Below are 19,219 nucleotides of genomic sequence, written 5' to 3' on the forward strand. Positions count from 1 at the left end.
GGCATGGATGCCGCGGCCAAGCCCCCAGGGATGGGTTCACGGCGTCCCCCACAACCTGACCCACCCCGCCAACCCACAGGAAACCAGCCTTTGCCGTTGCTCCAGCCGTTGCTCCGGCTTCTGCGGGTGCCGGGCGCCGCCCGGCCGAACTACAATCCCGCTCATGCTGAAATTCTTGAACACCCTCCGCCGGAGGCCCCGATGAGCGGCCGTGGGGGCAATGACGGCCAGGTCCGCATCATCGGCGGGCGCTGGCGCAATACCCGCCTGCCGGTGCCGAACCTGCCGGGCCTGCGGCCCAGCAGTGACCGTGTGCGCGAGACCCTGTTCAACTGGCTGATGCCCCGACTGGCCGGGGCCCGCGTGCTGGACCTGTTTGCCGGCAGCGGCGCGCTGGGCCTGGAAGCCGTCTCGCGCGGTGCCGCTCACGCCACCCTGGTCGAGCGCGATGCCCAGCTCGGCCGCAATCTGTCGGCCGCCGTCGCCAAGCTGCAGGCCAGCGCGCAGATCACCGTGGTCCAGGCCGATGCCCTGCGCTGGTTGCAGGGCGCTCCCGCCCAGCAGGCGGATCTGGTGTTCATCGACCCGCCGTTCGCCGATGGCCTCTGGCAGGACGTGCTGGCCCAGCTGCCGCGGCATCTGGCAGCCGACGCCTGGCTCTACCTGGAGTCGCCGGCCGGTCACGTCCCGGTGCTGCCGCCGGACTGGCTGCTGCACCGCGAGGGCGGCACCCGTGAGGTGCGCTTTGCCCTGTACCGCCGCGCCGCTGCTACACTTTGACTTCATCTGAACATCTGCAACCGCCCATGACCGTGGCCAACCGCCGCATTGCCGTCTACCCCGGCACGTTCGATCCGATCACCAACGGTCATATCGACCTGGTGAACCGGGCCGCGCCGCTGTTTGAAAAGGTCGTGGTCGGCGTGGCGCAGAGCCCGTCCAAGGGGCCGACCCTGCCGCTGGAACTGCGCGTGCAGCTGGCCCGGGATGCCCTGGGCCATCATGGCAACGTCGAGGTCTGCGGGTTCGATACCCTGCTGGCCCATTTCGTACGCTCCGTCCAGGGCGGGGTCCTGCTGCGCGGCCTGCGCGCGGTGTCGGACTTTGAATACGAGTTCCAGATGGCGAGCATGAACCGCCACCTGATCCCGGAAGTCGAGACCCTGTTCCTGACGCCGGCCGAGCAGCACAGCTTCATTTCGTCTTCGCTGGTCCGCGAGATCGCGCGCCTGGGCGGCGACGTGTCCGGCTTCGTGCCGGCCGCGGTGCTTGAAGCCCTGCGCAGGGTCCGCGAGGCGAAATCGACCCAGTCGTAAGCCCCGCCGTACCCGCACCCCTTACGTACAACACCACGCACCATTCCGGGAGGAAACCATGAACACCACCATGCGCGCGATGCTGATCGCCTCGTTGGCCCTGGCCTTCACCGCCTGCAAGAAGGAAGAGGCCGCTCCGGTCGACGAAGCCAAGCAGGCGCTGGTCGCCCCGTCCAAGGACGACGACGCAGGCTGGAAGAAGTACCTGCAGGAAGTCGCCATCCAGAACATGGGCAACATCTCCAACAGCCCGTTCCTGTACTACCTCTCGCCGGAATCGGACCCGGACTTCCAGGCCAAGTACGAGCGCCAGACCGAGAGCGCGACCCAGGCCGTGGCCCGTGGCGTGCAGCCGGGCAACATGCTGGCCTTCGGTTCGTCGGCCTCGGGCAAGATGGCGGACATGATCCAGGCCGTGTTCAAGGACGTGTCGCCGGATTCGATGAAGGGCGTGCGCGTCGTCTTCATCGGCCAGTCGGCCGACAACGCCCGCGTACAGGCGGCCGTGCAGCCGACCGGTGCCGAGTACATTTTCGTCGAAGCCAAGTAAGACCGAGCCGTGGCGGCCACGTGGCAACGTGGCCCGGGTGGCGCCTGTAGCGGGCGCCACCGATGACCTGACCGGCCCGCGCGCCCGCGCTGGCCGGTCCTTTGTCCCAAGGCGCGGGCGAGGAGTATCGCCATGTCGCTGAAAATCAATGAGCTCTGCGTCAACTGCGACGTCTGCGAGCCGGCCTGCCCGAACCAGGCCATTGCGATGGGTGAAACCATCTACGTGATCGACCCCGCCCGTTGTACCGAGTGCGTGGGCCATTTCGACGAGCCACAGTGCGTGGTCGTCTGCCCGGTCGAATGCATCGATCCGGACCCGGAGATCGTGGAAACGGAAGACCAGCTGCTGGCCAAACTGCGCCGGCTGCAGCACGATCATCCCGAACTCTACGCGGAGCCCCCATCCGAATGAAGACGCTGCTCGTCCGTCCCGTATTGCTGCTCGCCCTGTTGCTGAGCCCGCTTGCCTGGGCCGATGCGCCCGCCCGTGCCGAACGTCCCGATGGCGCTGCGATTGCCAGCGGCCACGCGCTGGCCACCCAGGCCGGCGTGGACATCCTTGCGCAGGGAGGCAACGCGTTCGACGCCGCAGTGGCGGTGTCCTCGACGCTGGCGGTGGTCGAGCCGATCAGTTCCGGCCTGGGCGGTGGCGGCTTCTTCCTGCTGCATGACGCGGCCACCGGCAAGGACGTGATGCTGGATGCGCGCGAGACCGCGCCGGCCGCCGCCACGCCGCAGGCCTTCCTCGACGGGAAGGGCAACCTGGACCGCGACCGCTCGGTCAACGGCGCCTGGTCGGCCGGTATCCCCGGCCTGCCTGCGGCGCTGGTGGAGCTTTCGGCCCGGCACGGCAGGCTGCCCCTGGCGGTTTCGCTGCAACCGGCCATCCGCATCGCCCGTGACGGCTTCCCGGTGTACGAGCGGATGGCCAAGGGCTATGCCTCGCGCCGCGAGGTGATGGAGCGTTACCCCGGGACCCGCGAGGTGTACCTGCGCAATGGCAGGCCGATCGCCACCGGTGATGTGTTCCGGCAGCCGGAACTGGCGCAGACGCTGGAGCGGCTGGCGGCAGGTGGCTTCGATGGCTTCTACAAGGGCCAGACCGGCAAGCTGCTGCTGGCCGGGGTGAAGCAGGCCGGTGGTCGCTGGACCGCCGAGGAGCTGGCCGGCTACCGGGTGAAGCAGCGCGAGCCGATCGTCTTTGACTACAACGGCTGGAAGATCACCACGGCGCCGCCGCCGTCGTCCGGTGGCATCGCCCTGGCCAGCATGCTGCAGATCCTTGAAGGCTGGGACATCAAGCAGATGGATCCGGCGCACCGCGCCCATCTGGTAGTCGAATCGATGCGGCGCGCCTACCGCGACCGCACGTTCTTCCTGGGCGATCCGGACTTCGTGCAGATCCCGCAGAAAGTGCTGACCAGCAAGGATTACGCGCAGGGCCTGCGTGCCACCATCCATCCGGAGAAGGCCACGCCCAGCGACCTGCTGTCGGGCAATCCGACGCCGCTGGAGGACGACGAGACCACCCATTTCTCGATCATCGACCGTGATGGCAACCGCGTCGGCGCCACCCAGACCGTCAACCTGCTGTACGGCTCGGGCCTGATACCCAAGGGCACCGGTGTGCTGCTGAACAACGAGATGGACGATTTCGCGCTGAAGCCGGGCACGCCCAATGCGTTCGGCGTGATGGGCTACGAGGCCAACGCACCGAAGCCGGGCAAGCGCATGCTCAGCTCGATGACGCCGACCTTCATGGAGAACGACGACAAGGTCGTGGTGCTGGGCACCCCCGGCGGCAGCCGCATCATCACCATGGTGCTGCTGGGCATCCTCGGTTACGACGCCGGCCTGGACGCACAGCAGGTCGCGGCGCTGCCGCGCTACCACCACCAGTGGCTGCCGGACCTGATCGAGGCCGAAGACAACGCGTTCGACGCGGCCACCGTGAAGCAGCTGCAGGCGATGGGCCACAAGATCGATCTGCCGGGGGATGTCGCCACCGGTGGCCGCGGCTCCAGCCACGTCTGGGGCAATCTGCAGACGGTGGAATGGGATCGCAGGAGCAACCGGTTGTTCGGCGGCAGCGATCCGCGCAACCCGGTCGGCAGCGCCCAGGTGGTGCCCGGCAGGTAACGGCCGGGCTCGCCGGGTCCCATCCGGCCGACGATGAGCCGCAGCGCCCTGCCCGCAACGGCAGGGCGCTGCAGTTTCGTTCTAGCGATTATTTAACGGCCTGCCGACGATAATCGGCGCATGAAACTCTGGTCGATTCGTGGTAACTCGCAGCGCCTCGACGGCGGTGCGATGTTCGGCAACGCACCCCGTGCGTTGTGGGAAAAATGGGCGGCACCGGATGAGCTGAACCGTATCGAGCTGGCATGCCGCGCGCTGTTGGCCAGCCCGCTGGAAGGCAAGACGGTCCTGTTTGAAACCGGCATCGGCGCGTTCTTCGATCCGCGCATGCGCGAGCGCTATGGCGTGCAGGAAAGCCAGCACGTGCTGATCGATTCGCTGCGCGAGGCGGGCTTCGAACATGAGGACATCGACGTGGTGGTCCTCAGCCACCTGCACTTCGACCACGCCGGTGGCCTGCTGGCAGCCTGGAGCGAGGGGCGCGAGCCCGAACTGCTGTTTCCCAATGCCACCTATGTGGTCGGTGCACAGCACTGGCAGCGCGCACTTCAGCCGCACCCGCGCGACCGCGCCAGTTTCATCCCGGAGCTGCCCGGGCTGCTGCAGGCCAGTGGGCGCCTGGAAGTGGTCGACGGCGAGTTCTCCCGGGCGCTGGGCCGCAGCGTGCGTTTCAGCTACAGCGATGGCCATACGCCGGGGCTGATGCTGGCCGAGATCGTCGGCCATGGGCATGCAGGCGAGGTCGCGCGCGGTGGCGTGGTGTTCTGCGCTGATCTGATTCCGGGGCGCTCGTGGGTGCATGTGCCGATCACCATGGGATATGACCGCAATGCGGAACTGCTGATCGACGAGAAGCGGCAGTTCCTGGAGGACAAGCTGGCGCGCAACGTGCATCTGTTCTTTACCCACGACCCGCAGGTCGCACTGGCCCAGCTGGGGCGCGACGACAAGGGGCGTTTCGTGACCCTGCACGAGCAGGGTGAACTGAAGGCGCGCGCGCTGGGGTGAGTGCCGGGGTCGGAGCCCTTCCTGCGGAAGGGGCCTGACCCCGTCGACCCGGTCAGCCGACGCGGGTGCCGAAGATGCGGTCGCCCGCGTCGCCGAGGCCCGGCAGGATGTAGCCCTTTTCGTTGAGCTGGGCGTCGATTGCCGCCGTGTAGATCTCCACATCCGGATGCGCTGCCTTGACCGCGTCGATGCCCTCCGGAGCGGCGACCAGGAAAATGCCCTTGATGCGTCGCGCACCGGCCCGCTTGAGCATGTCGATGGTGGCGATCAGGGTGCCGCCCGTGGCCAGCATCGGGTCCAGGATCAGCGCATCGCGCTCTTCCAGGCGCCCGGTGAGGCGCTCGAAGTACGGCACCGGCTGCAGGGTTTCCTCATCGCGCTGTAGGCCGACCACACTCACGCGGGCGGCAGGGATCAGCGACAGTACGCCGCTGAGCATGCCCAGGCCGGCGCGCAGGATCGGCACCACGGTGATCTTGGCGCCAGCGATGCGCTGCACGGTCACCGGACCGGCCCAGCCGGGCAGCGTGTGCGGCTCGGTGTCCAGGTCAGCGGTGGCCTCATAGGCCAGCAGCGTGCCCAGCTCGTTGGCCAGTTCGCGGAAATCCTTGGTGCTGAGCGCAGCGTTGCGCATCAGGCCGATCTTGTGCTGCACCAGCGGGTGGCGCACTTCGACGATCTTCATGGTCGGAAAAGGGGGAAGGGAGAGGCGATCATTCTGCCGGATCGGGGTGCGGAACCCCAAACGGAGCGCAGCCAGCGGGCGCGGATCGAGGGCGTCTGTCATGGCCATGCAACCTTGCGGACATACCGTCCAGACCCATTCTTAACAGGAATGGGGATTCCCAGTGCATATCAAGACGCCGTTGGCCGTTGCCATCACGCTGACCCTGGCGATGGGGGCCAGCGCTCCGCTGCAGGCCGCCGCGCAGCAGACGGTCGCCGCCACGGGGGCAGCGGCGGTCGATGCGATCGACCTGGACCGCGTCGAGGTGCGTGCGCAGCTCGAATCGCAGATCCGCGCGGTCGATCTGAAGCGCAGCAGCGACGCGATCGAAGACGCCGTGTCTTCCGACGCCCTTGGCCAGTATCCGGACAAGAACGTGGCCGAATCGCTGCAGCGTCTGCCCGGCATCAGCGTCACCCGCGACCAGGGCGAAGGCCGTTTCGTGGTCATCCGGGGCCTGGACGCCAACCTCAACAGCGTCAGCGTCGATGGAATCGCCGTGGGCACGCCGGAGGACTCCAGCCGCGCTGCGCCGCTGGATGTCATTCCCTCCGACTCCACCGAGCGCCTGCGCGTAGTCAAGTCGCCAACGCCGGACATGCCCGGCGACGCGATCGGCGGTGCGGTCCTGGTCGAATCGGCCTCGGCATTCGATCGCGACGGTCGCAGCCTGCGCGCCAAGATCGAAGGCAGCCACCAGCAGCTCTCGGGCGAAACCAGCCCGAAGGCCGCCTTCAACTACAGCGAAGTGTTCGCCGATACGTTCGGCATCGCGCTGGGTGTGAACTACCAGAAGCGCAGGTTTGAATCGGACAACACCGAAGTGGAGTACGACGGCGAGGATGATGCTGCACCGGGGGATGTCACCGCGATCAACCTGCAGCACCGCAAGTACGAGATCGAGCGCAAGCGCATCGGCGCCAACCTCAACCTGGACTGGCGCCCGGATGAAGACAGCAAGTACTACCTGCGCACGTTGTACAGCCAGTTCGACGATGCCGAGACCCGCCAGCGGGTGATCTTCAATTTCGACGATGCCGACATGGTGCGCACCGGCACCGACCAGTACCGGCTGGATGACATGCCGGGCGATGCGATCGACAAGCGCATGCGTTACCGCACCAAGAAGGAGAACACCTTCGCAGCCAGCCTCGGTGGTGAGAACCGGCTGACCAGCGCGGTGGTCGATTACCGGATCGGCTACACCCGCACCGAGGAGCGGGTGAACGACGAGATGGAGGCGCGGTTCACACTGGATGGTGATGACTTCAACGGCACCCTGGACCAGCGCAGCCGGCTGCCGACCTACAGTTTCGACAACCCGCAGTGGCTGGACAACGGCAACTACGCCTTCGACCGCATCGTGCTTTCGCCCAAGCAGGTCAACGACAAGGAGCACAGCGCGCAGGTCAACGTACGCTTCGACGGCGACAGCAGCAGCCTGAAGTTCGGCCTGCTGGGCCGCTGGCGCGACCGCGATGTCAATACGGACGAGCGTGAGCTGCGGGTGGGCCCGAAGGTGGCACTGTCGAGCTGGACCACGTCGGCCCCCGAGCATCGCCATGGCAACCTGGGCGATGGCATGGATTCGGCGGCGATGCGGGCCTACTGGGCGGCCAATGGCAGCCAGTACAGCGCCCGGCCGCAGGATGCCGGCGCCAATGCGCTGGCATCGCTGGAAGAGGACTATGTGGCCAGCGAAGACATCTTCGCCAGCTATGCGATGGGAACCTGGGATATCGGCGCGCTGCGCATCATCGGCGGCGCACGCGTGGAGAACACCCGTTTCAAGGCGGTGGGCAACCAGGTCGAGGTGGCGGCCAACGGGCGCAGCTTCACCGTCACCCCGCGCGTGGCCAACAACAGCTACACCAATGTGCTGCCGGGCCTGCATCTGCGCTACGACGCAGCCGATGACTGGGTGCTGCGCGCCTCGGCCAATAAGACCGTCTCGCGCCCGTCCTTCGGCGACGTTTCGCCCCGTGTGGGCTACAGCCGCGGCGACGAGGAAGTGCGGCTGGGCAATCCCGAGCTGGATCCGTACGAGTCGAAGAACATCGACCTGTCGGTGGAGAAGTACATCGGCAGCACCGGCATCATTTCGCTTGGCCTGTTCCACAAGTCCATCGACGGCTATATCGTGGAAACCGTGCGCACCAACGATCCGGACTACGACGGCTTCGACGTGACCCAGCCAATCAACGGCCGCAAGGCCACGGTACGCGGCGCCGAGTTCAACTGGCAGCAGCAGCTGGCCTTCCTGCCGGCAGGCTTTGACGGTCTTCTGGTCGGGGCCAGCGGCACCTGGCTGGATACCGAATTCGATGCCGGCATCGCGGACCGTGCCGGCGAGGACTTCACGCTGCCGCGTGCCTCCAAGCACGTGTACAGCGCGCACGTCGGCTACGAGAAATATGGCCTGAGCACCCGCCTGGCTGCGGTGTACCGCAGCGAATATCTGGACAGCATCGGCAAGGGCCGTGCATTCGACATCTACGTGGCACCCAACACGCAGCTCGACTTCTCGCTGGATTATCGCTTCAGCCCACGCGTCAGCCTGTACTTCGAGGCGCAGAACCTGCTGGACAAGCCGTTGGAGCTGTACCAGGGCACGCGCTCGCGCACGCTGCAGATGGAAGAATATGGTCGCACCTACGCGTTGGGCCTGAAGGTGGCGCTGTGATGGGGCGGCACGTTACGGTGCTCGTGGCAGCGATCGCAACCGCGCTGGTGGTGGGCTGCACGCCAGCGGCCGACCGCGCGCCGGCAGCACATGCGGCGTCGCCGACGCCTCCGGCGCGCACGGTGGCCACCGTTGCCGAGGCGTTCGTCTCGCCACTCACGCCCGCCGACAACATCGATTCGCCTGCAAGCTGGCGCACGCCGGACGGGCAGATCTGGCTGATCGCCACCGCCAAGGCCACCGACAAACTGGTGGTGTACGACGGCAGCACCGGTCAGCACCTGCGCGACGTCGGTGCCACCGGTACCGGGCTGGGACAGTTCGATCGCCCCAATGGCATCGCCGTGACCGACGACCTGCTGTGGATCGTGGAGCGCGACAATCACCGGGTCCAGGTCCTGTCCCTGCCGGACTTCACACCGCTGGCGACGTTCGCTGCCGAAGATCTGCGCAAGCCCTATGGGCTGTGGGTCGATCGAAGGGCGGACGGCTACAGCGTCTACGTCACGGACTCTTGGGACAACGGCGAGGATGCACAGGGCCGCGACATCCTGCCGCCGCTGGCGGAACTGGACAAGCGCGTGCGCCAATACCATGTTTTCCGCGATGGGGCGAAGATCGACGCGAAGCGCATCGCCGACATCGGCGACACCCGTGAGGCCGGTGCGCTGCGCGTGGTCGAATCGATCTGGGGCGATCCGGACAACGACCGTCTGCTGATTGCCGAAGAGGATGAGAGCTACGCCAGCGAGTTCAAGGTCTATACGCTGGCAGGCCGCTTCACCGGCACCACCTTCGGCCGTGACGTGTTCAAGGCGCAGGCCGAAGGGGTGACCCTGCGGACCTGCGGCAAGGACGGCTGGTGGATCACCACCGAGCAGGGCAAGCAGCGCAGCGTGTTCCATCTGTTTGATCGGCACACGCTGAAGCCGGTCGGTGCCTTCCAGGGCAATACCGTGGCCAACACCGATGGCATCTGGCTGATGCAGCAGCCCAGCACGCGTTTCCCGCACGGTGCGCTGTATGCGGTGCATGACGATCAGGGCGTGGTCGCCTTCGACTGGGAAAGCATTGCCAGGCAGCTGGCGCTGCCGCTGGAGTGTGGCGCATGAGGCGGCACACCACGCGCGCGTTCGTCGCCAGCCTGCTGCTGGCCCTGCCTCTGCTGGCCACCGCGGCGGTCGAACCCAACACGCAGGTGCCTGCAGGCAGCCGCCACTATGCGGCATCGCCACTGCCGGATCGCATCGTTGCCTCGCCCTCGGCCGACCCCAGCCACGGATTCGCCGTGGCCTGGCGTACGGATGGCAGCGTACAGGCGCCACTGCTGGAGATCGCGCGTGCCGGCGATTCGCCAGCCATCGAAGGCATTCGCGCGCTGCGCGCGACCACGCAGGCGCTGCAGACCGAGAACGGCCTGTCGCACCATCACCGCGTTGACATCGATGGCCTGCAGCCGGATACCGCCTATATCTACCGCGTGCAGGGCAAGGCGGGCTGGAGTGCATGGAACCAGCTGCGCACGCTGGCCACCGCCGGGCAGCCGCTGACGCTGCTGTACTTCGGCGATACCCAGAACAAGAATCTCAGCCACGTCAGCCGCGTGGTCCGGGCCGCGCAGAAGGCGGCACCGGACGCTCGCCTGAGCCTGTTCGCGGGTGACCTGGTCAGCGGCGGCGACGGTGTGGACGACAGTGAATGGGGCGAATGGTTCGCCGCCACCGGCTGGCTGGCGCAGGAAACACTGGTGGCGCCTGCCATCGGCAATCACGAGTATTTCGAGGAGTTCGAGGACACCCCGCAGGAACGCCGCGTGCTGGGCCGGCACTGGCCGGTGACCTTCGCACTGCCGGGCAATGGCGCCGCTGCCGCGCAGCAGACCAGCTACTGGTTCGATGCGCAGGGCGTGCGCGTGGCCGTGCTTGATGGAACCTCGGCACTCGATCTCGGCACCGCCCAGGCCCAGGCACACTGGCTGGACAAGGTGCTGTCCGGCAATCCGCAGCCGTGGACCATCGTACTGCTGCACCAGCCCTTCTACTCGCCGCGCGAAGGCCGCCAGAACGCCGCATTGCGTGACGTGCTGCTGCCGGTGGTGCGTCGTCACCAGGTGGATCTGGTGCTGCAGGGGCACGACCATACCTATGGCCGCCGTGGCGAAGGACAGGCCGCCACACCACAGTACGTGGTGACCGTGGCGGGACCGAAGCAGTACCGTCTTTCCGATGAAGCCCGAAGGACGATGGCCCCGGTGGCCGAGGACACCCAGCTGTTCCAGGTGCTGCGCATCGATCCGCAGCGCCTGCGCTATGAGGCGCGCACGGTGACCGGGCAGCTGTACGATGCTTTCGAGCTGCACCGCGACGCCAGCGGGGGCAAGCAGCGCACGGAGCTGACCGAAGGCCGCATCACGCCACGCGACTGCCCGCGCGCGCAGACTGCCAAGGGTCGCGCCGACCGCTGCTGGGAATAAGGAGACGCCGATGACCCTGCCCCGACGCATCGTTCCTCTTGCTGCCATCGGTGCCGCCCTGCTGTTGCTGGCCGGTGCGGTGACCGCCGCCGATGCGGTGCTGCATCCGTTCCTGGTGGCCCAGCCGCAGCAGGCACCGCAGGAGGTGAACCTGGCCGTGGAGATTCCCGCTGGCAGCTTCACCAAGTATGAGATCAAGGACGACGGGCTGGTCCACGTCGACCGCTTCCAGTCGATGCCGGTGGCCTATCCGGCCAACTATGGTTCGATGCCGCGCACGTTGGCGGGTGACAACGATCCGCTGGACGCGCTGGTACTGACCCGTGAGCCCCTGCATCCCGGCGTGATCATCCGCTTCCGCCCGATCGGCTATCTGAAGATGATCGATGGCGGCGAACATGACGAGAAGGTCATCGGCGTGCCGACCGACAAGGTCGATCCGAGCTATGCAGGCGTCCGCGATCTGGCCGATCTGCCGGAGATCGAGCGGCAGCGCATCGAGGCGTTCTTCCGCGTGTACAAGGATCTGCCAGCCGGACGCAACCCGGTGCAACTGCAGGGCTGGGGCAACGCGGCCGAGGCGCGTACGCTGATCCGCGAAGCCATGCAGCGTTTCGACGCCGGGAAGTAGTCCGGCTGCGGATGGCGTTGCACCCCTGCGCGGTCTTCACCTGCGCTGGCTATCATGGCCGCCTTCCACAGCAAAGGCGGTGCACGTGTCGGTAGCGTTGGTCTGGTTCCGTCGCGACCTGCGGCTGCAGGACAACCCGGCCCTGCAGGCCGCACTGGATGCGGGGCACGATGTGGTCCCGGTGTACATCCACGCGCCGCACGAAGAAGGCGAGTGGGCCCCGGGAGCGGCATCCAACGCGTGGCGTCATCGCTCGCTTGCCGCGCTGGATGCGGATCTGCGTGGCCGCGGTTCTTCCCTGGTGCTGCAGATCGGCGACAGCCTGCCGGTGCTGCAGGCACTGATCGCACGGACCGGTGCCACGGCGGTGTACTGGAACCGCAAGTACGAGCCCGCCACCCAGCCACGTGATGCCTCCATCAAGCGCACGCTGCGCGAGCAGGGCGTCGATGCGCAGAGCTGCAACGGCAGTCTGCTGTTCGAGCCGTGGGACATCGCCACCCAGCAGGGGCAGCCGTACAAGGTGTTCACCCCTTACTGGCGCAACGTGCTCAGTCACTGGCGCCTGCCCGGGCTGCAGGCGGCGCCCGCGGCACTGGCAGCGCATGCCGTCGAAGGCGAGTCGCTGCAGGCGCTCGGGCTGGCACCGGCGCTCGGCTGGGACGAGGGCTTCTGGGAGCACTGGCAGCCGGGAGAGGCCGGCGCGCTGGAGGCGCTTTCGGTGTTCGAGGACGGCGCGCTGCGAGGCTATCGCGCGCAGCGCGACCTGCCGGACCGGGTCGGCACCTCGCGGCTGTCACCGCACCTGCACTTCGGCGAGATCGCGCCCTGGCGCATCGCCCATGCGCTGGAAGGGCTGCGCAGCGCCGGTACCGACGCCGACATCGACGGCTACCTGCGGCAACTGGGCTGGCGTGACTTCGCCTACCACCTGCTGCATCACTTTCCTCAGACCCCCACCGGCAACCTCAACCCGCGCTTCGACCGCTTTCCGTGGGCCACGCCCAGCGCCGGCCAGCTGCAGGACTGGCAGCGCGGCAACACCGGCGTACCGATCGTGGATGCCGGCCTGCGCGAGCTGTGGCATACCGGCTACATGCACAACCGGGTGCGGATGATCGTCGCCAGCTACCTGTGCAAGCACCTGCGCGCGCACTGGCTGCATGGCGCACGCTGGTTCTGGGACACACTGGTCGATGCCGACCTGGCCAACAACACGATGGGCTGGCAGTGGGTGGCCGGTACCGGTGCGGATGCAGCGCCTTACTTCCGCGTGTTCAATCCGGTCACCCAGGCCGAAAAGTTCGATCCTCAGGCGCGCTACATCACCCGCTGGGTACCGGAACTGGCGGCGTTGCCGGTGAAGGCGCGGTTCGCGCCGTGGCAGCATCCGCAGTGGCTGGCCGAGCACGCACCGGAGTATCCGCGCAGCCCCCTGGTGGATCTGGCCGCCGGCCGGGATGCAGCGCTCGCCGCCTACCGCCAGTCGGGAGCGGGGTAAAGCACCGCTGCGGGGTTCCAGACAGCTAGCTGAACAAGGGCCTGTCGAGCGGCGTGTTCATCATCCCGGCATCGCGTCCTGCTGTTTATCCTCTGGGCGGCCCGCAAGCCGCCGGCCCGACCGGAAACCAAGGAGACCATCATGATCCGCAACACCACCCGCAATGTCGCACTGGCCCTGATGAGCGCGGCCGTCCTGTCGGCCTGCGCCACCGGCGGTTCCTACGTGCAGAGCGATCAGTACGGCAACCCGACCGAGCAGCAGAACCGGACCGGTCGCAACGCGCTGATCGGTACCGCCATTGGCGTGGCCGCCGGCCTGCTCAGCGGCGACAGTGCGACCGAGCGCCGCCAGCACGCGCTGATCGGTGCAGGCATCGGCGCGCTCAGTGGCGCGGCCGTGGGCCAGTACCAGGATCGCCAGGAACGCGCGCTGCGCGAGCGCACCGCCAACACCGGCATCGATGTGCAGCGCCAGGGCGACAACATCATGCTGAACCTGCCCGACGGCATCACCTTCGATTTCGGCAAGTCGGCACTGAAGCCGCAGTTCTACGGCGCGCTCAACGGCGTGGCCGGCACCCTGCGTGATTACAACCAGACCATGATCGAAGTGGTCGGCCATACCGACAGCATCGGCAGCGATGCGGTCAACAACCGCCTGTCCAAGGAGCGCGCCGATTCGGTCGCCCAGTACCTGATCGGGCAGGGCGTGCAGAGCGTGCGTATTGAAACGCTGGGCGCCGGCAAGGCGTACCCGATTGCCGACAACAGCACCGATGCCGGCCGTGCCAAGAACCGCCGTGTTGAAATCCGCGTGATTCCGCTGCAGCAGTAACGCGCGCGGCGCGTGCGTGCAGGTCCGGCGCAGCCGGAACGGGAATGCCGCCCTTGCAGGCGGCATTTTTGTGGGTGCCGAGCTTGCTCGGCCACGCCTTCGTTACACCGTTGCGGTAGGCCGCACTACGATCTCGTTCACGTCCACGTCGTCGGGCTGCTCGATGGCGAACCGCACCGCGCGCCCGATCGCATCCGGCTGCAGGGCGATGGCGCGATAGCCGACCATCATTTCGGCGGCGACCGGGTCGGTGATGCTGTCCGCCAGCTCGCTTTCCACCACGCCGGGGTGGATGCAGGTGACCCGCAGCTCGCGGTGTTCCTGGCGCAGGCCCTCCGAGATGGCGCGTACCGCGTGCTTGGTGGCGCAGTAGACCGCAGCGGTCGGGACGACCGACAGCGCGCCGATGGACGCGATGTTGATGATCTGTCCGCGGCCGCGTGCGCACATATGGGGCAACACGGCTGCGATCCCGTGCAGTACACCGCGGATGTTGACGTCGATCATCCGGTCCCATTCGTCCACCTTCAGTGATGCCATCGGCGACAGTGGCATCACACCGGCATTGTTGACGATCACATCAATGGCGCCGAATTCCTCCAGGGCTGAAGTGGCGAACGCCTCGACCTGCGCGCGCTGGGTCACGTCCAGCGCATGCACGCGTACGTCGGCGCCGTGCTGGCGCAGTTCATCCGCCAGCGCCTGCAACCGTTCGAGGCGGCGCGCGCCCAGCACCAGGCGGGCACCCGGCTGCGCCAGCGAGCGGGCGATGCCGGCGCCGATGCCGCTGGAGGCACCGGTGATCAGGATGGTTCGGGAATGGCTCATGGCAGGTCTCCGGAAGGGCTAGGGGGAAATGCCGGGTCGTGCCCGGTGCAGCCACGGTAGACGGCCTGCCTCGTCGCGATAAGATGGCGACTGCTGACTGCCTTGTATAGATCTACTAACCAATGTCCGTCGATCTCAATGCCCTCGCGGTGTTCCAGCGGGTAGCCGACTGCAGCAGCTTCACCGGAGCGGCCCAGCAACTGGGCGTGACCCGGTCGGCCGTCAGCCAGACCATCGCCCGGCTGGAACAATCGCTCGGTGTCGCTCTGGTGCTGCGCACGACCCGCAGCGTCAACCTCACCGATGCCGGGCAGGCGCTGCTTGCGGCGGTCAGGCCCGCCCTGGCTGAGCTGGGCAGTGCCGTGGAGTCCACGCTGCGTCGCGGCAGCACCCTCAAGGGCCAGCTGCGCCTGGCCGTGTCCTCCATTGCCGAGCATTTCCTGGCCGGTCCCCTGCTGGCCAGCTTCGCCGCCCGGCACCCGGAGCTGCAGCTGGACATCACGGTGACCGACGAGGAGTTCGACATCGTCGAGGCGGGCTTCGACGCGGGTGTGCGGCTGGGCGAGGTGATCGCACAGGACATGGTGGCGATTCCGGTGTCCGGCCGGCAGCGGCAGGTGGTGGTGTGCACTCCGCGGTATGGGCAGCAGCACGGCGTGCCCAGGCACCCGCGCGAGCTGCCCGGGCACCGTTGCATCGGCTGGCGCGCCGCACCACGCAAGGCGCCCTATCGCTGGGAATTCGAAGAGCGCGGACGCGAGTTCAGCGTCGATGTACAGCCGCAGATCACCAGCAATGACATGGCCACGATGACCCGCCTGGCATTGGCGGGCGCCGGGTTGGCCTTCGGCATGGAGGACACATGGCGCCCGTGGCTGCAGCGTGGCGAACTGGTCAGCGTGCTGGAGCCGTACTGCCCGTGGTTCGCAGGGTTCTTCCTGTATTACCCCAGCCGGCGCCAGGCCGAGCCGAAGCTGCGGGCACTGATCGAGCATCTGCTGGAACAGCGCACCGCATGACGCCGGGCAGGCCGCTTCACGCCGCCGGCGCGGCCACCTTCTCCAGGATCCGCTTGCCGCTGATCTCAAGCGCGGCATCTTCCTGCTCCTGCTGCTGCCGCGCCAGCTTCGCGCCAGGGCACTGCGCCAGCATGTAATTGGCGTCGAAGTTGAGCTTCTCCACCAGGAAGTCGACGAATGCGCGCACCTTCGGCGAGACCAGGCGGCCGCCGGCAAAGACCGCGTTGAAATCCACCTCCGGACCTGTCCACCCGGCAAGCACGCGACGGACCATGCCTGACTCGACGAACGGCTTGGCCATCACATCGCCGGTCAGCAGCAGGCCTTCACCGCACACCAGCGCGCCGTTGAGCGCGGACATGTCGTTGGCCGTCATCAGCGGCGTCACCGGGAAGTCACGCAGTTCCCCTCCGTTCTCGCCCAGCTGCCAGGTAAAGCGCGGTGAATTGCCAGTGTGGTAGGGCTTGCGCATGGCCAGGATGCGATGGAACTGAAGCTCTTCCGGGTGCAGTGGTTCGCCGTAGCGCTCGATGTAGGCCGGGCTGGCGAACACCTGCGTGCGCAGGCTGCCGAGCTTGCGTGCGACCAGGTTGGAATCGGGCAGGGCGCCGACGCGCAGGGCCAGATCGGCTTCACCGGCGATCAGGTCGAGCTTCTCGTTGCCCATGTGCATGTCCAGGCGGATTTCCGGGTACTGCGCATGGAACTGGCCCAGCAACGGCGCGATCCAGGTGATGCCGATGGAGTAGGGCACAGTGAAACGCAGCCAGCCGCGTGGGCCGGACTGCAGCTGGCTGACCGCGCTCTCTGCTTCTTCCAGCTCGCGCGCGATGCGCTGGCAGTGCTCGTGGTAGATCGAGCCGGCCTCGGTCAGGCCAAGGCGGCGCGTGGTCCGGTGCAGCAGGCGCGCGCCCAGCCGCGTCTCCAGCTCCTGCACCTTGCGGCTGACAGTGGTCTTGGGCAGGCCGAGCGCTTTGGCAGCTGCGATGAAGCTGCCCTGCTCGACCACTTTGACGAAGATCAGCGTTTCATTGAGATCGTGGGACATGGTCGGGAGTCCTGGACGTCGGGGGTGGGGCAATCGTGACAGATCGATTGGACCGGGAACGGGATGATTATTCCCCTTAATCAGGACTAATCAAGTAAAGGTTTGAGGTCTATCGTGGCGCCATTCGTGAAATGGAGTCCCCCCGCCATGAGCCTGCGCAACATTCTTGCCCGTTTCCGGCATGCCGGCCAGAACGCCCTGGATCTGGCGATGACCGTTGAGATCCGCCCGAGTTCCTTGGTGCACAAGGATTTCCGTGAGTTTACCGCGCCCATGCGGCAGCAGCGTGGCGGTGCCATCCGCTTGGCGCCGCAGAAGAGCGATCGACTGCGCCGAATCGGGACTATCCCGGATTTGGGAGGAAATGTCCCGTGAATGGGATTCTGATGCCCGAAGTCCTGGTCCTCGGCGGCACCGGTGCGGTCGGCCAGGGTGTCGTCGGTGCGCTGCTGGAAGCCGGCAGCCCGGTGCTGGTGGTCGGCCGCGATCCAGGTCGGCTGGCGTCGCTGGAAGCGCAGTTCGCCGATGAACCCGGCCTGCAGACCATGCTCGGTTCACTGGCAGACGACGGTTCGGCGCAGGTCCTGGCCGAGCGCGTCGCGCAGCGCCCGCGGCCGTTGGCGGCGGTGATCGCGGCCATGGGCGGTCCTTACAACCGTGGCCGGGTGATGGACCGCAACGGCGACGAACTGCTCGGCGCACTGCAGGCCGACCTGATGCCCCATGTGCATGCGGTACGCCATCTGCTGCCGCTGCTGCGCGACAACGTGCATGCGCGGCGCTACGTGATGATCGGCAGTCCTGCCGGTCTCAAGCCCTGGGCCGGCTACGGCGAGACCTCGATCACCACCGCCGCCCTGCGCATGTACGCGCAGGTGGTGCACCAGGAAGCACAGGCGGTCGGTGTCCGTGCGCAGATGCTGGAGGTGTGCAGCCCGGTGTGTACGCCGGCCAACGCCGCCAACGCCTGCATCGAGTGGCCGAGTTCGCTGCTGGTCGGCCGGCGCGTGGTGTCGCTGCTTGATGGCTGCCGCGACAACCGCGCCATCGTTCGCTGCGACAGCAGCGATGCGGAACTGCCGCGGGGCCTGCTGCGACTGGAAGTTCCACCGCCGTGGCGCGACACCGTCGGTGTCGCTTGACCTTGACCTTGGTTGAGGTTGCAGCATACGCCGCACTTTCTGATAGCCATTCTCATTAGCTGTACCACCCCTCCGTACGGATGCATGCCATGACTTCCCCCAAAACCACCCCACATCGTTTCGGCCATCGCATTGCGATGGTCGGCGTGTCGATCCTCGCCGCGGCGGTGCTCGCTGCCTGCAGTGGCGGCCATGCCGAAGAAGCCGGTGCACCGCCCCCGCCGCAGGTCAGCGCAGCCCCGGTGCTGGTCAAGCAGATCAGCCAATGGGACGAGTTCAGCGGTCGCATCGAGGCGGTGCAGAGCGTTGAACTGCGTCCGCGCGTGTCCGGCTACATCGACAAGGTCAACTACGTCGAAGGCCAGGAAGTGAAGAAGGGCGATGTGCTCTTCACCATCGACGCGCGCAGCTACCAGGCCGAGTACGATCGCGCCGCCGCTGAACTGGCCCGCGCCCGCACCCAGGCAACCCTGGCCCGCAGTGAATCGGAGCGGGCCAAGCGCCTGGCCGAGCAGCAGGCGATCTCCACCGAGACTGCCGAGCAGCGTCGCGCTGCGGCAGACCAGTCCGGCGCAGCCGTGCAGGCCGCGCAGGCGGCACTGGATGCTGCCCGGCTCAACCTGGAGTTCACCAAGGTGCGTGCGCCGATCGACGGCCGTGCCGGCCGCGCGATGGTCACCGCGGGCAACCTGGTCACCGCCGGCGACAGCGCCAGCGTGCTGACCACGCTGGTCTCGCTGGACACCGTGTTCGTCTACTTCGATGCCGACGAAAGCACTTTCCTGCGTTACGCGCAGATGGCACGCAAGGGCGAGCGCCCGAGCGAGCGCGACAGCGACCTGCCGGTGAAGGTTGGCCTGTCGGGTGAAGAAGGCTACCCGCACGCGGGCAAGGTCGACTTCCTCGACAACCAGGTCGCACGCAGCACCGGCACCATCCGCGTGCGTGCGCTGCTGGACAATGCCGACCGGCAGTTCACCCCGGGGCTGTTCGCCCGTGTGCAGCTGCTGGGCAGTGGCCAGTTCCAGGCGATGCTGATTGACGACAAGGCTGTGCTGACCGACCAGGACCGCAAGTACGTGTACGTGGTCGACAAGGATGGCAAGGCCCAGCGCCGCGACATCCGCCTGGGCCGCACGGCGGAAGGCCTGCGCATCGTCGAGCAGGGCCTGTCCGCAGGCGACAAGGTCATCATCGATGGCGTGCAGAAGGTCTTCATGCCGGGCATGCCGGTGCAGGCCAAGGCGGTGGCGATGCAGCCGGCTGCGGCCGCCGCACCAGGCCGTGATGCCACTGCTGCGCTGAACCGCTGATC

Annotated in this window: 19 protein-coding genes; 16 read left to right on the plus strand and 3 right to left on the minus strand. The window is 67.1% G+C overall.

Annotation, left to right across the window (positions count from 1 at the left end; all coding sequences use genetic code 11):
* Positions 1–201: 201 nt before the first annotated feature.
* The 6 genes from rsmD to ACVOKU_RS13725 all read left to right on the plus strand — a co-directional run bounded on the left by rsmD (position 202) and on the right by ACVOKU_RS13725 (position 5,015).
* Positions 202–780: a 16S rRNA (guanine(966)-N(2))-methyltransferase RsmD gene (gene rsmD, locus ACVOKU_RS13700; protein WP_053517311.1), complete on the plus strand. Its 579-nt coding sequence runs from the start codon at positions 202–204 to the stop codon at positions 778–780.
* 26 nt (positions 781–806) lie between these two features.
* A complete protein-coding gene (coaD, locus tag ACVOKU_RS13705; protein WP_053517312.1) occupies positions 807–1,316 on the plus strand; it encodes a pantetheine-phosphate adenylyltransferase in 510 nt (169 codons plus the stop codon).
* A gap of 58 nt (positions 1,317–1,374) precedes the next feature.
* Positions 1,375–1,866, plus strand: coding sequence for a hypothetical protein (locus ACVOKU_RS13710; protein ID WP_053517314.1), 492 nt, complete (start codon positions 1,375–1,377; stop codon positions 1,864–1,866).
* Between the two features lie 132 nt (positions 1,867–1,998).
* Positions 1,999–2,280 carry a YfhL family 4Fe-4S dicluster ferredoxin gene (locus tag ACVOKU_RS13715; protein WP_053517316.1) on the plus strand — a complete coding sequence of 94 codons (282 nt, stop codon included), beginning with the start codon at positions 1,999–2,001 and terminating at the stop codon, positions 2,278–2,280.
* Positions 2,277–4,007 carry a gamma-glutamyltransferase gene (ggt, locus tag ACVOKU_RS13720; RefSeq protein ID WP_481560195.1) on the plus strand — a complete coding sequence of 577 codons (1,731 nt, stop codon included), beginning with the start codon at positions 2,277–2,279 and terminating at the stop codon, positions 4,005–4,007. Before ACVOKU_RS13715 ends, ggt begins: the two co-directional genes overlap by 4 nt.
* 120 nt (positions 4,008–4,127) lie before the next feature.
* Complete coding sequence (locus tag ACVOKU_RS13725) at positions 4,128–5,015, plus strand: MBL fold metallo-hydrolase (RefSeq protein ID WP_074901296.1); 888 nt, start codon at positions 4,128–4,130, stop codon at positions 5,013–5,015.
* Between the two features lie 52 nt (positions 5,016–5,067).
* Here the strand turns inward: ACVOKU_RS13725 and upp are convergent, their stop codons facing one another.
* Positions 5,068–5,700, minus strand: coding sequence for a uracil phosphoribosyltransferase (gene upp / locus ACVOKU_RS13730; RefSeq protein WP_053517320.1), 633 nt, complete (start codon positions 5,698–5,700; stop codon positions 5,068–5,070).
* 211 nt (positions 5,701–5,911) lie between these two features.
* Here upp and ACVOKU_RS13735 point away from each other — a divergent pair, with 211 nt between their 5' ends.
* From ACVOKU_RS13735 to ACVOKU_RS13760, 6 genes are all read left to right on the plus strand, one after another.
* Positions 5,912–8,425, plus strand: coding sequence for a TonB-dependent receptor (locus tag ACVOKU_RS13735; protein ID WP_481560228.1), 2,514 nt, complete (start codon positions 5,912–5,914; stop codon positions 8,423–8,425).
* Complete coding sequence (locus ACVOKU_RS13740; protein WP_481560196.1) at positions 8,425–9,537, plus strand: phytase; 1,113 nt, start codon at positions 8,425–8,427, stop codon at positions 9,535–9,537. The genes ACVOKU_RS13735 and ACVOKU_RS13740 overlap by 1 nt, the downstream gene beginning before the upstream one ends.
* Entirely contained in the window at positions 9,534–10,898 is a 1,365-nt protein-coding gene (locus tag ACVOKU_RS13745; RefSeq protein WP_481560197.1) for a purple acid phosphatase family protein, read from the plus strand. The genes ACVOKU_RS13740 and ACVOKU_RS13745 overlap by 4 nt, the downstream gene beginning before the upstream one ends.
* A 10-nt stretch (positions 10,899–10,908) precedes the next feature.
* Complete coding sequence (locus tag ACVOKU_RS13750; RefSeq protein ID WP_481560198.1) at positions 10,909–11,529, plus strand: inorganic diphosphatase; 621 nt, start codon at positions 10,909–10,911, stop codon at positions 11,527–11,529.
* A gap of 85 nt (positions 11,530–11,614) precedes the next feature.
* Positions 11,615–13,030 carry a cryptochrome/photolyase family protein gene (locus ACVOKU_RS13755; protein ID WP_481560199.1) on the plus strand — a complete coding sequence of 472 codons (1,416 nt, stop codon included), beginning with the start codon at positions 11,615–11,617 and terminating at the stop codon, positions 13,028–13,030.
* Between the two features lie 141 nt (positions 13,031–13,171).
* Positions 13,172–13,867, plus strand: coding sequence for a YiaD family glycine zipper/OmpA-like lipoprotein (locus tag ACVOKU_RS13760; protein WP_053517326.1), 696 nt, complete (start codon positions 13,172–13,174; stop codon positions 13,865–13,867).
* A gap of 102 nt (positions 13,868–13,969) precedes the next feature.
* Here the strand turns inward: ACVOKU_RS13760 and ACVOKU_RS13765 are convergent, their stop codons facing one another.
* Positions 13,970–14,695 carry an SDR family oxidoreductase gene (locus tag ACVOKU_RS13765; RefSeq protein ID WP_481560200.1) on the minus strand — a complete coding sequence of 242 codons (726 nt, stop codon included), beginning with the start codon at positions 14,693–14,695 and terminating at the stop codon, positions 13,970–13,972.
* A gap of 122 nt (positions 14,696–14,817) precedes the next feature.
* Between ACVOKU_RS13765 and ACVOKU_RS13770 the strand changes: the two genes are divergently transcribed.
* The gene (locus ACVOKU_RS13770; protein WP_481560201.1) at positions 14,818–15,714 is read left to right on the plus strand and encodes a LysR family transcriptional regulator; all 897 of its coding nucleotides are present in this window, start codon (positions 14,818–14,820) and stop codon (positions 15,712–15,714) included.
* A 16-nt stretch (positions 15,715–15,730) separates the two neighbouring features.
* Here the strand turns inward: ACVOKU_RS13770 and ACVOKU_RS13775 are convergent, their stop codons facing one another.
* The gene (locus ACVOKU_RS13775; RefSeq protein ID WP_065174970.1) at positions 15,731–16,762 is read right to left on the minus strand and encodes a LysR family transcriptional regulator; all 1,032 of its coding nucleotides are present in this window, start codon (positions 16,760–16,762) and stop codon (positions 15,731–15,733) included.
* A gap of 147 nt (positions 16,763–16,909) precedes the next feature.
* Between ACVOKU_RS13775 and ACVOKU_RS13780 the strand changes: the two genes are divergently transcribed.
* From ACVOKU_RS13780 to ACVOKU_RS13790, 3 genes are all read left to right on the plus strand, one after another.
* Complete coding sequence (locus tag ACVOKU_RS13780; protein ID WP_053517540.1) at positions 16,910–17,137, plus strand: hypothetical protein; 228 nt, start codon at positions 16,910–16,912, stop codon at positions 17,135–17,137.
* A complete protein-coding gene (locus ACVOKU_RS13785) occupies positions 17,134–17,904 on the plus strand; it encodes an SDR family NAD(P)-dependent oxidoreductase (protein WP_481560202.1) in 771 nt (256 codons plus the stop codon). Before ACVOKU_RS13780 ends, ACVOKU_RS13785 begins: the two co-directional genes overlap by 4 nt.
* 89 nt (positions 17,905–17,993) lie before the next feature.
* Positions 17,994–19,217 (plus strand): efflux RND transporter periplasmic adaptor subunit, encoded by a 1,224-nt coding sequence (locus ACVOKU_RS13790; protein WP_065181297.1) that lies wholly within the window; start codon positions 17,994–17,996, stop codon positions 19,215–19,217.
* The last annotated feature ends 2 nt before the right edge of the window (positions 19,218–19,219 follow it).

The organism is Stenotrophomonas sp. STEN147, assembly GCF_056757995.1.

Coding starts and splice junctions, on each gene's coding strand:
- ACVOKU_RS13710 (WP_053517314.1), top strand. CDS start 1,375: ATGAACACCACCATGCGCGCGATGCTGATCGCCTCGTTGGCCCTGGCC.
- ACVOKU_RS13765 (WP_481560200.1), bottom strand. CDS start 14,695: ATGAGCCATTCCCGAACCATCCTGATCACCGGTGCCTCCAGCGGCATC.
- ACVOKU_RS13745 (WP_481560197.1), top strand. CDS start 9,534: ATGAGGCGGCACACCACGCGCGCGTTCGTCGCCAGCCTGCTGCTGGCC.
- ACVOKU_RS13750 (WP_481560198.1), top strand. CDS start 10,909: ATGACCCTGCCCCGACGCATCGTTCCTCTTGCTGCCATCGGTGCCGCC.
- ACVOKU_RS13760 (WP_053517326.1), top strand. CDS start 13,172: ATGATCCGCAACACCACCCGCAATGTCGCACTGGCCCTGATGAGCGCG.
- ACVOKU_RS13770 (WP_481560201.1), top strand. CDS start 14,818: ATGTCCGTCGATCTCAATGCCCTCGCGGTGTTCCAGCGGGTAGCCGAC.
- ggt (WP_481560195.1), top strand. CDS start 2,277: ATGAAGACGCTGCTCGTCCGTCCCGTATTGCTGCTCGCCCTGTTGCTG.
- ACVOKU_RS13790 (WP_065181297.1), top strand. CDS start 17,994: ATGACTTCCCCCAAAACCACCCCACATCGTTTCGGCCATCGCATTGCG.
- rsmD (WP_053517311.1), top strand. CDS start 202: ATGAGCGGCCGTGGGGGCAATGACGGCCAGGTCCGCATCATCGGCGGG.
- ACVOKU_RS13735 (WP_481560228.1), top strand. CDS start 5,912: ATGGGGGCCAGCGCTCCGCTGCAGGCCGCCGCGCAGCAGACGGTCGCC.
- ACVOKU_RS13775 (WP_065174970.1), bottom strand. CDS start 16,762: ATGTCCCACGATCTCAATGAAACGCTGATCTTCGTCAAAGTGGTCGAG.
- ACVOKU_RS13715 (WP_053517316.1), top strand. CDS start 1,999: ATGTCGCTGAAAATCAATGAGCTCTGCGTCAACTGCGACGTCTGCGAG.
- ACVOKU_RS13740 (WP_481560196.1), top strand. CDS start 8,425: ATGGGGCGGCACGTTACGGTGCTCGTGGCAGCGATCGCAACCGCGCTG.
- ACVOKU_RS13725 (WP_074901296.1), top strand. CDS start 4,128: ATGAAACTCTGGTCGATTCGTGGTAACTCGCAGCGCCTCGACGGCGGT.
- upp (WP_053517320.1), bottom strand. CDS start 5,700: ATGAAGATCGTCGAAGTGCGCCACCCGCTGGTGCAGCACAAGATCGGC.
- coaD (WP_053517312.1), top strand. CDS start 807: ATGACCGTGGCCAACCGCCGCATTGCCGTCTACCCCGGCACGTTCGAT.
- ACVOKU_RS13780 (WP_053517540.1), top strand. CDS start 16,910: ATGAGCCTGCGCAACATTCTTGCCCGTTTCCGGCATGCCGGCCAGAAC.